General features: G+C 41.1%; 13 protein-coding genes. 1 reads left to right on the top strand and 12 read right to left on the bottom strand.

The features are described 5' to 3' along the window. Nucleotides 1–63: 63 nt before the first annotated feature. From B9Y87_RS13175 to B9Y87_RS13125, 11 genes are all read right to left on the bottom strand, one after another. Entirely contained in the window at nt 64–1,581 is a 1,518-nt protein-coding gene (locus B9Y87_RS13175) for a helicase HerA-like domain-containing protein (RefSeq protein ID WP_085499456.1), read from the bottom strand. 354 nt (nt 1,582–1,935) lie between these two features. Further along, complete coding sequence (locus B9Y87_RS13170; RefSeq protein ID WP_085499455.1) at nt 1,936–4,308, bottom strand: S9 family peptidase; 2,373 nt, start codon at nt 4,306–4,308, stop codon at nt 1,936–1,938. A 139-nt stretch (nt 4,309–4,447) separates the two neighbouring features. After that, complete coding sequence (locus tag B9Y87_RS13165; RefSeq protein WP_085499454.1) at nt 4,448–5,059, bottom strand: MarR family winged helix-turn-helix transcriptional regulator; 612 nt, start codon at nt 5,057–5,059, stop codon at nt 4,448–4,450. A 54-nt stretch (nt 5,060–5,113) separates the two neighbouring features. Further along, the gene (locus tag B9Y87_RS13160; RefSeq protein ID WP_085499453.1) at nt 5,114–5,377 is read right to left on the bottom strand and encodes a DUF2024 family protein; all 264 of its coding nucleotides are present in this window, start codon (nt 5,375–5,377) and stop codon (nt 5,114–5,116) included. Nucleotides 5,378–5,437: 60 nt separating this feature from the next. Then, a complete protein-coding gene (locus B9Y87_RS13155) occupies nt 5,438–5,671 on the bottom strand; it encodes a thioredoxin (protein WP_031445051.1) in 234 nt (77 codons plus the stop codon). A 194-nt stretch (nt 5,672–5,865) separates the two neighbouring features. Beyond that, complete coding sequence (locus B9Y87_RS13150) at nt 5,866–6,345, bottom strand: GNAT family N-acetyltransferase (RefSeq protein WP_085499452.1); 480 nt, start codon at nt 6,343–6,345, stop codon at nt 5,866–5,868. Nucleotides 6,346–6,453: 108 nt separating this feature from the next. Beyond that, nucleotides 6,454–6,846 carry an SRPBCC domain-containing protein gene (locus B9Y87_RS13145; protein ID WP_085499451.1) on the bottom strand — a complete coding sequence of 131 codons (393 nt, stop codon included), beginning with the start codon at nt 6,844–6,846 and terminating at the stop codon, nt 6,454–6,456. A 3-nt stretch (nt 6,847–6,849) separates the two neighbouring features. Next, on the bottom strand, nt 6,850–7,263 hold the full coding sequence (locus B9Y87_RS13140; protein WP_085499450.1) for a cupin domain-containing protein: 414 nt from the start codon (nt 7,261–7,263) through the stop codon (nt 6,850–6,852). A gap of 117 nt (nt 7,264–7,380) precedes the next feature. Next, on the bottom strand, nt 7,381–8,052 hold the full coding sequence (locus B9Y87_RS13135; protein ID WP_217807521.1) for an STING domain-containing protein: 672 nt from the start codon (nt 8,050–8,052) through the stop codon (nt 7,381–7,383). Between the two features lie 357 nt (nt 8,053–8,409). Continuing rightward, on the bottom strand, nt 8,410–9,552 hold the full coding sequence (locus B9Y87_RS13130) for a PepSY-associated TM helix domain-containing protein (protein WP_085499448.1): 1,143 nt from the start codon (nt 9,550–9,552) through the stop codon (nt 8,410–8,412). Nucleotides 9,553–9,583: 31 nt separating this feature from the next. Beyond that, nucleotides 9,584–12,007 (bottom strand): TonB-dependent receptor, encoded by a 2,424-nt coding sequence (locus B9Y87_RS13125; protein ID WP_085499447.1) that lies wholly within the window; start codon nt 12,005–12,007, stop codon nt 9,584–9,586. Between the two features lie 535 nt (nt 12,008–12,542). Between B9Y87_RS13125 and B9Y87_RS13120 the strand changes: the two genes are divergently transcribed. Next, nucleotides 12,543–13,880, top strand: coding sequence for a Gfo/Idh/MocA family protein (locus B9Y87_RS13120; RefSeq protein WP_085499446.1), 1,338 nt, complete (start codon nt 12,543–12,545; stop codon nt 13,878–13,880). A gap of 137 nt (nt 13,881–14,017) precedes the next feature. Here B9Y87_RS13120 and B9Y87_RS13115 read toward each other — a convergent pair whose 3' ends face one another. Beyond that, complete coding sequence (locus tag B9Y87_RS13115; protein ID WP_085499445.1) at nt 14,018–14,602, bottom strand: YdeI/OmpD-associated family protein; 585 nt, start codon at nt 14,600–14,602, stop codon at nt 14,018–14,020. Between the last annotated feature and the right edge of the window lie 80 nt (nt 14,603–14,682).

Below are 14,682 nucleotides of genomic sequence, written 5' to 3'. Positions count from 1 at the left end.
TAAAGGTAAAAGGAATTTTTAAAGATTATTTTTTCAGGTCTTGTTTATCCATAATCCAAAGGACTATTTCATTACTTTCTTTAATACGCCCAGGACTCCCCTTATAAAAGTTGCACTGGTCAATACCTTTATTACAGGATTTTGGCGTGTACTGGTCCTTCTGGAGCTAGATCGGGTTGATCTACTACTGGAAGAGGACTTCTCTTCTGCGGCTAGTTTTTCTGCCTTTTCAATCTTCTCGTTTAGAAGTTCATAGGCGCTTTCCCGGTCTATGGTTTCGTTGTATTTTCCAACCAGTTTGGATTTGTCTATTACCTCTTTAAGCTCACTATCGGTTAGAATATCCATTCGGCTCATTGGAGCCCTTAACATTGTGGCCGCAAGGGGGGTTGGTCTTCCTTTTTCATCAAGGGCGCTGATCAATGCCTCCCCTATACCCAGGGAAGTCAAAACTTCCTTGGTGTCATAAAATTCTGAAATGGGATAGTTTTCCGCAGTAAGTTTTATGGCCTTCCTGTCCTTTGCGGTAAACGCACGTAGGGCGTGTTGCACCTTTAAGCCCAATTGGGAAAGTACAGCATCTGGCACATCGGTAGGGTTTTGGGTAACAAAATACACTCCTATTCCTTTGGAGCGTATTAATTTTACGATACTTTCAATTTGATTCAAGAGGGCTTTTGAAGCCTCGTCGAAAATTAGGTGGGCTTCGTCTATAAAAAGGACCAGTTCCGGTCTGCCCGTATCCCCCTGTTCCGGAAAGGTATCATAGATTTCTGCCAATAGGCTCAACATAAAGGTAGAAAACAATTTAGGTCGGTCCTGAATATCGGTCAGACGTATTATGTTAATGTAGCCCCTGCCATTTTCATCTATACGCGTAAGGTCCTCTACATCAAAAGATTTTTCTCCAAAAAATAGTTCCGCACCTTGCTGTTCCAGCTCTATAATTTTTCTCAGAATGGTCCCGGTAGAGCTGGTAGAGATACGCCCATAGGAATCGGAAAATTCCTTTTTGCCCTCTTCTGTGGCATATTGCAATACTTTTTTAAAATCCTTAAGGTCCAATAATGGCAGTTTATTGTCATCACAATATTTAAAAACAACCGCCACAATGCCTTCCTGAGTAACGGAAAGGTCTAAAATTCGGCTTAGGAGCACCGGTCCAAATTCTGAAACCGTAGCCCTCAATTTTACACCGTCCTGTTCGGAGAGGGAAAGTATTTCCACGGGAAAGGCTTTTGGAGTAAATGGTAGGTTCCCAATTTTGGCATGGCGTTCATCAATTTTTGCATGTCCTGGACTGGGTTTGGCCAGACCACTAAGGTCCCCTTTAAGGTCCATTAATAATACGGGAATTCCTTTGTCCGAAAGATTTTCCGCAATTACCTGTAGGGTTTTTGTCTTACCTGTACCGGTGGCCCCGGCAATTAGACCATGCCGGTTAAGAGTTTTTAATGGTATCTTAACGTGTGCATCAGTTATGGTTTCCCCGTTCAGCATAGCAGATCCCATAATAATAAAGTCTCCTTTTGTGGTATATCCTTCTTCTATATGTGCAAAGAATTTGTCCTTGATGTCCATTGAGCTAATTTTTGATAAAAATAGACTAATTTTAGTCAAAAGAAAAGTGGTTGGTTTTTAGTTCTTCCTATATCTTCCTGAATAGAGCTTGCTTTTATGCACGAACATTGTGCTGATGGCGGCTCCTCCATGAATCAAATTTATATACCTGTGATTTTTACAAGCTAATTGTAATATGGAGTTTATGTATTTGTTCCTATTTCAAATGGGTCATTTCCATCTTAATTTTGTATCCTCCACCATGGAGGTGGATGATGTAAGGTGTTTCTACAGATACGGAAGCCCCAATCTTTTTATAGGTATCGTTCAGGCTTATTTCTAGCGCTAATGTTCTGAAAACAATGTTTTTTAGACCTACTTTTTATCCAATAAGCTTTTTTGGAACAGCTTAAAGATACGGGTGTATTCATCGGTCCAACTACTGGGTTCTACAAAGCTGTGCCGTTCTACGGGGTATACGGCCATTTCCCAATTGTGTTTCTCCAATTCGATTAAGCGTTGCGAGAGTCGGACCATATCCTGAAAATGCACATTGTCGTCTATCATGCCATGTAATATGAGCAAGTCTCCCTTTAAGCCTTCCGCAAAATAAATAGGAGAGCTTCTTCGGTAGGCCAGGCTATCGGTAACCGGGGTGTTCAATATGCGGGCCGTATATCCGTGGTTGTAGGCGGCCCAATCGCCAACAGATCGTATGGCGGCACCGGCCTTAAAGGTGTCAGGGGCGTTGAACATGGCCATTAAGGTGATAAAACCACCGTAGGAACCTCCGTAAATACCAATTTTATCTTCTTCAATACCCAGTTCACGTATTAAATATTTGGCCCCATCCACATGGTCGGACAGGTCCTTTCCGCCCATGTGCCTATAAATTCCGGTACGCCAATCCCTGCCATAACCTGCACTCCCTCTATAATCAATGTCCAGCACGGTATAGCCGTTGTCCACTAAGAGATTGTGGAACATATACTCCCTAAAATAAGAGCTCCACCATTTATGGGCGTTCTGTAAATAACCGGCTCCATGGACAAAAATAATGGCTGCCTTATTTTTTGTGTCGGAATTTGGTTGGTACAGCCTCGCGTGTACCGCCTCACCATCTTCTGCCTCAAAGGCGATTATTTCAGGATCGCGCCATTGGTAGGAATCAAAATTCTTGGTAGTGGAGTAGGTAATGCGTTTGGCCTCTGCCCTGGATTTCCCCCAAATAGGATTGTCCTGTAGGTAAAGTTCCGTGGGCTTGTTGGTGTACGAATGCAAAATGGCCAATTTGCGTTCGTCTGGGGACAGGGTAACCTCATTGGATCCGGTCATTTGGGTTAGTTGCTGCATTTTTCCGCCTTCAATCGGCATGCTGTAAAACTGTCGGTCTCCAGGATGGTTTTTGTTGGCCGTGAAATACCAGCGTTTTTTGTCCTTTGAGATGCGGGGATCGTAAATTTCAAATTCTCCGGAAGTCAGTGCCTTTGTTTTTTTGGTAATTACATCCATGACATAAAGATGTGAATAGCCTGTTTTTTCGGATTGGAACCAAATGCTTTTTCCGTCGGGCATCCAACCCATTTCACCACCTGAATATCCCCCAATACCTGGGCCGGCTATCCAAGCTTCGTCATGTTGGCGATCCAATTGTGTAACCGTACCGTTTTTGGGATCAAGAAGAACTATCCATCGGTCTTTATAGTCGTTGCTATTAATGTCCAGAACCGCATATTTTCCATCTTCACTCCACAGAGGTCCATTAATATAGCCCAGCCTGTTTTTATTTTCATAGGTCTTGTCTGGATAGTCCTTGGTGTATTCCGGTACGTAATCCAGACCTTCCAAACTGTCCAGGAGCACGGGATAAACCTTTTTCTCGGCAATGTCGTACACGAACATTTCATATTCATAAGGTTCGTTGCCTACCTTGGATCTGGTATTTTGGTCCTCGGTATATCCGGAGTCGGTAACATAATGGGGAACAATGGTGCCCTTATTTGTGGGCGATTTTGTAGCCAAATAGGTAATGTAATTTCCCATGGGGCTTATTCTATGGTTGGTTATGGATTTGCCGCTGGGGTCAATAGGTAGGGGTCCTTTGGCTTCAAGGAGTTTTTTAGCTTCCTCTGTCTTGTCCTTTTTGGCCTTTCGTTCGCGCAGTACCTCAAATAGTCCCAACTGATCTTCATATAGCCATTGGTCTTTATCACTTTTTTCGTCATCCTTTTTTGGAGACTTAATTTTGGTTAGTTGTACCGTACTCCCGGTCGCAATATCCCAGGTAAAAAGATTGTTGCCCTGTCTATAGGCCACTTTGGTGCCGTTCTTGGTAAAATGGGGTGCACTTTCGTATTCTTCCGTACTGGTAATTTGAATTAGGCCTTGGGTCTTAAGGTTTAAAAGAAATATGTCGCCCCTTTTGGCATATAATTTTAAGGTTCTATCCTTGTTAAAAACTCCGCCGCTACTGGGAAGGGAATAGGCCGTTTCAAAATCGGTTTTGATAGTTTTGGCCGATTTTAAATGGTAGGCATACAGGGAATCGTTTTGGGCCTTTTCGGGGTTCCAATCAAAGTATAGGGTCTGACTGTCCAGGGACCATTGGGGATTGGAGGGAAGGTGGCCCACAAAGTCATCGCCCTGCATAATTTCCTTGATCGATAAGCTTGAGGTATTTCCCTGTTGTGCAAGACAAGGGATAATGGACAATTGTAATAAGCCGTACAGTAGCCAAGTGTTTTTCATTTACTTTATTTATAAACCTAGGGTAAATTTAAGTTTGGGTTTGTCCGTTTTTATAAAAACATGGAAGCTGTAAATATCCTAAATCTTGGCAAAACTCACAAAGTCGAAGAGAAGATATTAGGCTTTTGATCCGAAGGACCTAGTGATCGTATCTTGCTTCAAATTCAGGACAATCCAATCGAATATCCTTATTCAATAATTCTTTGTTGAGCAGGTTGCAGTAATCCCTATTACTTTGTTTACTGTAGAATTTACAACCATAACAGGTTCTTTGTACACTAAGGATTCCACTAGTGTTCAGTTGATAAATGAGTTTGCTCAAGGTGCCAAACAAGGATTCCAATTCAGAATTGTCAACGGCATTGAGCTGCTTCTTTAAGGGATTGGCAAAATTTGAAATTTGTCCTATGGTCTCTGTTCCGGTTTCCGAGAGGCCAATGGAATAGCTTCTACTATCAATGGAAGAATATTCTTTGGTGATGAGGCCTTTTTTATCCAATACCTTAATGGCATCGCTTATGGTAGGCTTGGTTACGTTGAATTCTTTGGCCAAGTGGCTAACATTGCACATTTCGTTTTTGTGGTAAGCAATGAAAATTAGGATTTGGATTTGGATGGGACTTAAACCTAGCAATTTGGCCTTGTCCCAAAGCAAGACCTTGAAGGCTTCCGAAATGCGTTCAAGTCCGGCTATGATTTTGCTGCTAACATCCCTTTCTTGCTGGTCCGGATTAAAAATACTCTTGTCCATATAAAAAGCCTGCCGGGAATTGCCCGACAGGCAAAGTTAGTTATCCTAATGATATTATTCGCAATTTTCCATTTCTATGATATAATACCCTTTTTTATGGATGATATCGGCTATGGCCTCCGGAGCCTGTTCCAAATGGCAGAAATTACATTCCTTGGAGGATAGTTCAGCTGTTTGAAAAGGTTTTGAGGACAGGTATTCACGTCCATAACCGAGAATGCTTTCCATTTCCTCCATAGTACTGGGGACCAGTATATCAAAATGCATGGTCTTGCCGTCTTCCCGGGGCACATAGGTGTCCCAAACCGATATTTTCATGTAGTTCATCATTTAAAATGTAATCTATTAAGAATCCTAACTTTTAAGGTGAAAATAAAATTAACCTTTTACGTCTGCCATGGAAGCACCAAAGTTGATATGTAGTACATTGCCATTGGGTGTTAGTAGGGCTGGGACCGACTTAACACCTGCTTTTTCCGCTTCTGGAATACGGGATTTGTTTTGGCCGAAGTGTACTATTTCCACATTATCCCGACCCACTAATTCTAAAATTTCATGTTCCGCGCTAACGCATACGGGACATCCTGCGTGATAAAAAACCGATTTTTTCATTTTTATTGATTTTAGGTTATTGCACTATTGCTATACAAATATAGTAAGGAATCCTAACTAAACAAATTAATTCATGATATTTCCATTACATATTCCCAAATGCATCAAGGAGTGGGGACTATTTTGTTTTCATCAACCCAACTTTTGGTTGCCACAAAATCCGTAAATTATTGGAAGCCATGAGCCATTAAATGTTACTTTTTTAATATTAGTTCGTAATACCGAGCAGATTCATGGGGATTGTGGCGGTAGGCCCCTATTTCCATGAAACCATTATCCGTATACAATTTTATGGCCGATTTCATAAAGTCGGCCGTGTCCAATTTTATGGTGTCGTAGTTAAGTTTTCGGGCGTTATCAATACAATGGTTGAGAAGTAATTGACCTATGCCCAAACCTCTGCTGTTAGGTTGTACGAACATGCGTTTTATTTCTCCATCGTTTTTATTAAACCGTCGGATTCCGGCAATGCCAACAGCCTTCTCGTTTATATAGGCAATAAATAATCCGCCATCCTCATGATTGTACATTTCGGGAAGGCCCGCCATTTCCTTATCAAAATTTTGAAAGGACAGATCAATGCCCAACCAGGTTACGTATTCCAAAATCAATTTTTTGGCAAGTGCGAAGTCGGTCGCCGTTTCGGCCATCTTTATTTCAATAGCATTTTTCATTTAATCAGAGTTGTAATTTATATAATATCGCCAATGAAGTTCTAATTAATCCTGCAGCTGCTGTGGAAACTTGTCCGCGACTAGGTTGAGCTGTATACCATGCTCCAACTAGGCTTTTAGTCCGTCCAAAACCGTGGTAAAGCCACCGGTGTTGTTCATCAGGGTTTTAAGCAGCTCTTCCCCTGTTTCCGTAAAACCGTAATTTTTTATAGTTACATAGGTGTTTTGTGGACTTAGTTCCCTGAATTCGTAGTCTACTAATGTAGAAGGGTTTCCCCAACGAGTGGCAATTAATTTGTTTGGTATAATATTTATGGTGTGGACTTCGGCCTTGGCCTTGTACATTTCCCATTCCCAAGTAACGGTTTTCCCTTTTTTGAGGGGGGCAGTAGATTTTGTATACCAAAACTTTGTGGTTATGTTGGGGTCTATGAAGGCCAGAAAAACCTCTTCCACGGGTTTTCTGATCATCATTTGGGCTTCTACTGTTACGCCGTTCATTTCTTAGGAATTTGGTTGGTCTTTAAACCATTGTTCAATAGAAGGCATATGTCGTTCAAAACCACCCGGTATAAAGAAATTTAAGATGCCGGTTTTTTGATCTGTCCTGTTGGCAAAATCGTGCATTGTTTTGGCAGGAATCCTTAAAAAAGTTCCTTTGCCGGCCTCTGTCCACTTATTTCCCACCAGAAAGGAACAACTACCTTCCAAAACGTAAAATACTTCGTCATTATCCTCGTGGCTATGTGCGCCGGGACCCATGGAATTGGGCTCCAACCACCATTCGGAAATACTATATTTTTCGTCGGTTTCCTTTTCATCGGCCTTAAAAATGGCGGTCATGCTACCACAACGGTAGGTTCTGCCTTCCCCGGCTTCCAGAATAATGGGTTTTGTTTTGTTGTCCTTTTTTTGCATACCCTAAGCTATTTATAATTCACCAATCAATGTTGGACGGATATTATGCTACTTTTTGTTGGCAATGATATGAATTGCATTTCTTGTCTGTGACATATTACCTAACCATAAATATACTTATACCGTGATAAACTTCAATTTGTCATTTGAAATTTCACTGGAATATTCAATTCTTAATTGATCTATCTTATTCTGGAAGAAGGCATATATTTTTTTGGAATTTTTTTCTGCCAGCTGTTGATCCATAAAATCATCTTTTAAATACCTGGAAAGGGAGAATAAGGTTCGCGGGAATTCATGGATAATTAGTCTATTGTCGGCCAATTGTGCCCGTAACCAAAATGGCTCACTGAAGGTTGCTTCGCGCACATAGACAATTTCATATTTATTTTCGACCATCTCTGCATATTCGGTCAAGGATTTGAGGCTGGTGGGCATACCTACTTCAACGGTAATTTGATTGGCGGTAAAGGTCCTGATTTTATCGTCCGGAAAAGAAAAATGAATAGGGGTTTTGGTTTTGAGAAGTTTGCCAAAACGTCCGGTGAAATTCATAAAATAGCCAGTGGCAAGAATTTCGGCCAACGACTTTTTATAGGCTTTTACATTTTCCTTATAAAACACGACTGCCAAAATCACGGAGGCTAAAAGGCCTATGCCCACGGCAATCCATATATTGGGGAACAAGGTAGGCGCTATTCCCTGTATATAGCCACCATAGGTCCCTACCGTTGGAAAAATGGAATAGAACAGATCTTTTAGGGGAAGGAATTTAAGACTCATTTTCATAAAATTTCCTAAATATTTAAGTCAACATTGGGATAAACAACATCCCTTAAATAAATAAGTAAAAATACCTTATAGTCTTTTGTGAATCAGGTATTTAACCGAGGTTAAAATACAATTTTTTTCAATACAAAGGGTAGTTGGCTTTTTAAGAAATTATGCTATCGGCTATAACCTTGTTTTCTGCGGTTTCAGTTGATCCGGTTATATGTAAAACTGGGAAGTATAGACAATATTGGGGGGTATTTAATTGTAAAGCCCCGAGTAATAGTCTCGGGGTTGGTACAGTAAAAAGTAGTTGAACTTCAATCCAAATAGTTACAACCTTTTGTAGCGGGTTTAAGGACCTTTATTTAAATGCTAAAGCTCAACTTCCGCCAATTTTTTATGCTTCTTTTTATAAGTCCTACCATACCAAAGCAAAATTCCGGTAACGGGCAGACTGGCAGTAAGCAAGCTCACCAAAAAGGCAATTATTTTTCCTGCAATGCCCCCAATGGCCCCTATGTGGATGTCATAGTTCATACGTAGTATTTTGTCCGCTACCTTGGCATTTTCGTATTTGCCATATATGCCGGGCGTCTCTATTTCCTCCAAGGTATGTTGGTCAAAAAAGCGAAAGTCCGAATCATAGTATAAACCGGAACTATTGGAAACTTCCACGTAAATACTGGCCTCCGGGCCTGTGGGATAGTGAAGTTCAAAACTTTCCGCGTTGGGCGATGCTGCCTGAAGTTTGGGTATAAGAAGGTCTATCGGCAATACATCTTCGTCCTGGTTTGGGGTACCAATATTTTCAGGAATTATAAACGCAGCTTCCTTGTCCCCCCCCAAAGATTTATACAGCACATACTTCATCCAATTATAGGACATTACCGAACCTGTAAAGGCAAGGATCAGGGCTAGGGAGCATATATAAAATCCTATTATGGTATGAAGGTCAAAGTTCTTTCGTTTCCATCGTGTTCCCGATTTCCATTCAAATTGAAGACGTTGTTTAAGATTTTTCCGTTTTTTTGGCACCCATAGAAAGATTCCGGAAATAATGATCAACATAAAAACAAGTATGGATGCGCCTACTACTTGTTCCCCAATGTCTTTGGGTAACCAAAGCCGCATATGTCCTTTCAAAATAAAAGCAAAGAAACCGGATAGGTGATCGTCTACCTGTATTACGTTGCCGGTATATGGATTTAGAAAAACACTCTGGTAAAATTCTGGTTCCGGGTCGTAAAAAATAACCTCAATGGCATCATCCGCTTTTTTGAACAGGGTACCGTGTATATGGTTGTTGGGAAAAACCTCCTGGGCGTACATTTTGGCCTCGGTAGGTGTAAGAATGGGTTTGTTTTGGGGACTTACCTTTTTATAGTCGTCGTATAGACTTTCAATCTCATCCCTAAAGGCCCAACAGCAGCCGGTAATCGCTACAATAAATACAACGATACCGGTGGTAAGGCCTAAAATCTTATGAAGTTCGAAGATAATTTTTCTGAGGTTCATTGGTACAAGGTTGAAAATCTATATTTTTTGTTTAAAACTTGTAGGTGAAATTGGCCAGTAACACTCTTGGAGCCTGTGGGTTTATAGTGGACCAGCCTTTATAATATTCCTTATTAAATACATTGTTTAGTTTTAAGCCAATGCGATATTTGTTGGCCTGGTAATAAAGAGAGGCGTTGGCTATGGTATAACTTGGCAGGATAAATTCTCCGGTGGAGGCATAGTTTATGGCAAAGCGCTCACTTGCCCCGTTAAATCCCAGTCCCATGCCAAAACCGTCCAACATTCCCTCCTGCAATTCATAGTTGGCCCAGAAATTATATTGTGTTTCAGGACCGGCTTCGAGGGGTCTTCGGTTTAAAATCTCTGTATTGTCAGATTTGGTAGTTTCACTATCGTTATTGCTAAAACCGGCCCTTAGGTTCAAACCTTTAACAGGGTTGGCATTGACTTCAATTTCAAAACCTTTGCTTTCCACTTCGCCCCCCTGAATTTTGTTGAATGGTGAAGACGGGTCTGTAATGACACGGTCTTTTACTTTAATGTCATAGTAACTTATGGTAGCATTTAATCTATTATTGAACAGATTGGTCTTAATACCAAATTCCAATTGATTGGCCTGTTCCGGATCAAAAGTTTCCAGAGTCTGCGGTCCCGCGTTTGGATCACCTACCAATTGGGGGGCAACGTTGGTAAATCCGTTTTGGTAATTGGCGAAGATAGAGAGTTGATCCAAAATGGGCTGGTAAAGCAATCCGAACTTGGGCGATAAAGTAGTTTGGTTGTAATCGTCATCCAAATTGACCAAGTTGCCTTCATTGTCAAAATGATCTACCCGTAGTCCTAGCATAGCCGATAGGTTATTGCTGATATTTAGGACATCTGAAGCATATAGGCTATAAATATGATATTTGGATTTATTATTCCCTACGGCCTGTGAGGCCAGAACGGCATCTACAGCTGCCGTAGATAGGGCATAGGTATCGGTTTCCACATCGGCAGTAAAAGGATTGTCCCCATTGGACCCACCTTCCGGAGTTACATTGCCATAGAAAGCATAGCCGGTGCTGTTATTGATTTCCGTAGCATTGAAATAATCCAGGCCAATTACCACTCGGTTCCTTAGGGAGGCGATCTTGAAATCACCAATAAAATTTTGCTGTATATCCGTGGTTTGGGTATTGGCATTTTGTTTGTTGATGAACCTTGTAAAGGTATCGTTACCTAAGATGCCATAATCGTACAGATAGGAATAGTAGCCCTTTGTAGAGGTGGAACTTTTGGAAAGTAAGGTCTGGGATTGCCATGTGTCGGACAATTTATAGTCCATTTCAATCCTATAATTCTGCGTCGGATTTTCCAGGGTAAGGTCATTGCTCGTAAAGGACAGTTTGTTGTTGTAGCCTAGTTCCTCAAGATTTTGAGCTTCCGTTGGGGCACCTCTGTTTAAAAACAAGAAGGTAGGATTGGTCTGTTCCGCTTGGGTAATTTCTCCATAGAAGGAGAAGGATAATTTGTTGTTTACCTTGTAGGATAGGGAAGGGGCTACGAAAAAGGATTTTCTGAAGCCGGCATCCTGAAAGCTTTGCTCTGAGGAGTAGGAGGTGTTTAGCCTAAAATATAGGTTTTCACTTTTATTGATGGCCGTATTGAAATCGCCGGTAATCTGGTTTAGTCCGTAAGTACCCGAAGTAAAGGAAAGTTCGCCACCGCTACCTGCATAGGGTTTTTTGGTAACCACATTTATAAGACCACCATACGAGCTTACCGCATTTCCGAACAGGGTTGCAGAAGGTCCTTTTAAGACTTCTATCCGTTCAATATTGGCCGGATTTATAGTGCCGTTGGTTAAACCTGGCAGGCCGTTTACCAATTGTGGTTGTACGGAGAATCCTCTCATGGAATAGTATCCGGCTCCATCACCGCCCCTACCTGTGGATGTCCAGAGGTTTTCCACTCCGGCGGCATTTTTAAGGGCATCGTCAAAATTCGTCACTATTTGCGATTCCAAAAGGTCGGTGGTAATAGTGTTATACACCTGTGTGTTCTCAATGTCCTTTAATGGAAGCTTGGATACATAGGCTGTTTTCTTTCTAGAAAATTTATTGATGCGCTCCCCTTCAACGATTACCTCGGTGAGTATTTCGTTTCCTTCATATAGGATCAAATCGCCAAGATCCTGTGCTTTTCCGTTGGTAAGGGTAAATGGTACATCCCTGGTTCTGAAGCCAAGATAGGAAATGGACAGGGTATGTGCGCCTTCATCAAGATTGGCGATTTCAAAGTGGCCTTTTTCATCGGTTTGGGTACCTATTTGGGAATTTTTCACCACTATATTCACCCCTAATAGTGGCGTTTGTGTGTTGTCCTTTATGGTTCCGCTTACGGTTGAGCGCTGCGAAAATGCCATGGAATTTAGGCAAAGAAGTAGTAGTAATGCTAGTTGGTTTTTCATCTATTCTTATTTAGACCAATAATAAATAATTGTTCGGCGACAAAAATATCTTTAAGATTTGAATTAAACAAATTATTTATATTAAATCTAAATAAGAATATTCTATGGTTTGATTTTCAAGGTTTAAAGGTTGTTTTTAAGTCGTTTTAAATTAATTTGATATTGGTTTTTTGGTCTTTTCGCCTATGCGATCTTAATAATGGGTCTGTTTTCATGGTCCATAGCTGGCATTAAATGGTAATGGATAAAAGATATGAATCCTAAAAAAGTATGATATAGGTAGTAAACAACATCTAAAGTTGAAAAATTAACAAAAAACTATCCCTGTTAACGTTAACGAATAAAAAAATAATGCTAACTTTCATTGCAAAAGGGGATAAGGTGTCATTAACATGAATTGTAAATGTTATTCATTGTCGCAAAAAACTGACGAGTGGGTGGTTAATGGCTTAAAGGATTAAACGGTTTTTGAATATTTGGTCGGGCCGTGATATAATGTCAATAAAATTAATAGTTAACGTAAATATAATTGCAAATGAAATCTACGAGAAGATCATTTATTAAAAGAACGGCCGTGGCAAGTTCTGCCGTAATTGCGGCACCTACCATAATATCTTCCACTGTCTTCGGGGCCAATGACCGTATCAATGCGGCAGTTTTGGGTGTCAATGGCCGTGGAAAAAGCCATATTAAAAGTCTTATGGTACAAAAGAATGTTCAGATTACACACTTATGCGATCCGGACATGAACTTATTGCGCGAGCGCCAAAAATCCTTTAAGGAGACCTACAATAAAGATGTTGCCCTAGAGCAGGATCTTCGCAGGGTTATGGATAATAAGGATATTGATGTGGTCAGTATTGCCTCTCCAAACCATTGGCATGCCCTTTCCGTAATATGGGCCTGCCAGGCCGGGAAGGACGTCTATGTGGAAAAGCCGGGCTCCCACAACATTTGGGAAGGTCGTAAAATGGTGGAAGCAGCTGCAAAATATGACCGGATTGTACAGCATGGGGTTCAGTTGAGAAGTTCCCCTGCCGTAAACGAAGCCATTAATTTAATGCGAGACGGCTATATAGGAAGGGTTTATATGGCCAGGGGTATTGTTTTTCGTTGGAGGGGTGATATTGGCGACCAAGGTTTCTCGCCCGTTCCGGCAGGTATAGATTATGACCTATGGACAGGACCAGCCCCAAAAAGACCATTTACCAGAAATTTGGTGCACTATAATTGGCACTGGCACTGGGATTATGGCAATGGGGATGTAGGAAACCAAGGTATTCATGAAACCGATCTTTGTATGTGGGGCTTGGATGTAGGGCTCCCTACAAAGATTACTTCCATGGGCGGTAAGTACCTTTGGGACGATTGTAAGGAAGTGCCAGAAGTGCTCACCTCTGTATACAACTACCCTGAAGAAAGAAAGATTATACAGTTTGAAGTTCGCCCATGGTGTACCAACACCGAAGAAGGCGCTACTGTAGGTAATATTTTCTATGGCGATAAGGGAATATTGGTCGTTGACGGTTATGATAAGTATAAAACCTATTTAGGAAAGGATAGAACTCCAGGTAAATCCGGAGAAGATGGTGGTGAATCAGGATCGGAAATGGACCGTGGTGATGGCGGAACGGACGGACATTTTGCCAACTTTATAGAGGCGGTGCGCAAGCGCGATAAAACTATCTTGAACGGTCCTGTGGAAACTGCACACCTTTCTTCTGGTTTGGCACATTTGGGCAACATTGCCTATAGATTGGATCGTGTCCTTACCTTCAATCCAAAATCGGAATCGTTCGTAAACGATGCTGAAGCGGATAGAATGTTGAGACGGGACTATAGGGAAGGATTTGAAGTTCCTGAAAATGTATAATAGGAATTAGCTCCAGATAATAACCATTGTAACCAAATGGTTCGTTGGAGTAATGGCAATGCCCAGGGTCTTGGATCCTGGGCATTGTTTATTATTATAAGTTTGGGACTTTTGGGATATGTTAATGTCCCTCATTTTTATTTGTCATTCAACCCCTTGCCCTGAAGAATTTTAGGGATATATTTTTCCACTCTGTTGGTTCTTGTTGCCGATTGTTTGGCTTGTGAGAAATACAGCAAATATCCTCTTTGTCTTCCTGGGGTAAGGCTATGGAAGGCATCTCTTACATCGGGATTATTATCCAAGGCCTTTTTAAATTCATCTGGTATTTTAAATTCGGAGGTCTTTTTCAATGTCACTTCCAAGCCCGCTTTTTCTACCTCTATGGCCTCAAAAATATAGGCTTTGATAGTAGGTTTTAGATCCAAGATTTCCTGTAGGCTTGTAAATCTTAGTTGACGGGCGGCTTGTACGTTCTCGGTTTGTTGGATTAACATATTGTTGGTGTCCTTTAAGAGGACGCCTTTATGAAATAGAAGGGCGCAATATTCTTTAAAACCATGGATTAAGACAACATTTTTGCCTTGTAACGTATAGCAGGGGTGCATCCATTTAAATTCTTCCGTAAGGCCACAATCCAGGCAGATTTCCCTCAACAAAGTCATTCCCTGCTTCCATTTTTTGGCCCTGTCCAAAAATCTATCCACCACTTTTGGGTTCATAAGTTCTGAATTTGTAAGTAATATATAACCAGGTGCCTGATTAAAGAATATGCCCTAAGTTATTAATTTTTGGCAAATAC

This window comes from Arenibacter troitsensis (assembly GCF_900177645.1).
Taxonomy (GTDB): Bacteria; Bacteroidota; Bacteroidia; order Flavobacteriales; family Flavobacteriaceae; genus Arenibacter; species Arenibacter troitsensis.
The sequence above is the reverse complement of the archived record's forward strand: the minus strand, read 5'-3'. Positions and strand labels throughout refer to the sequence as shown.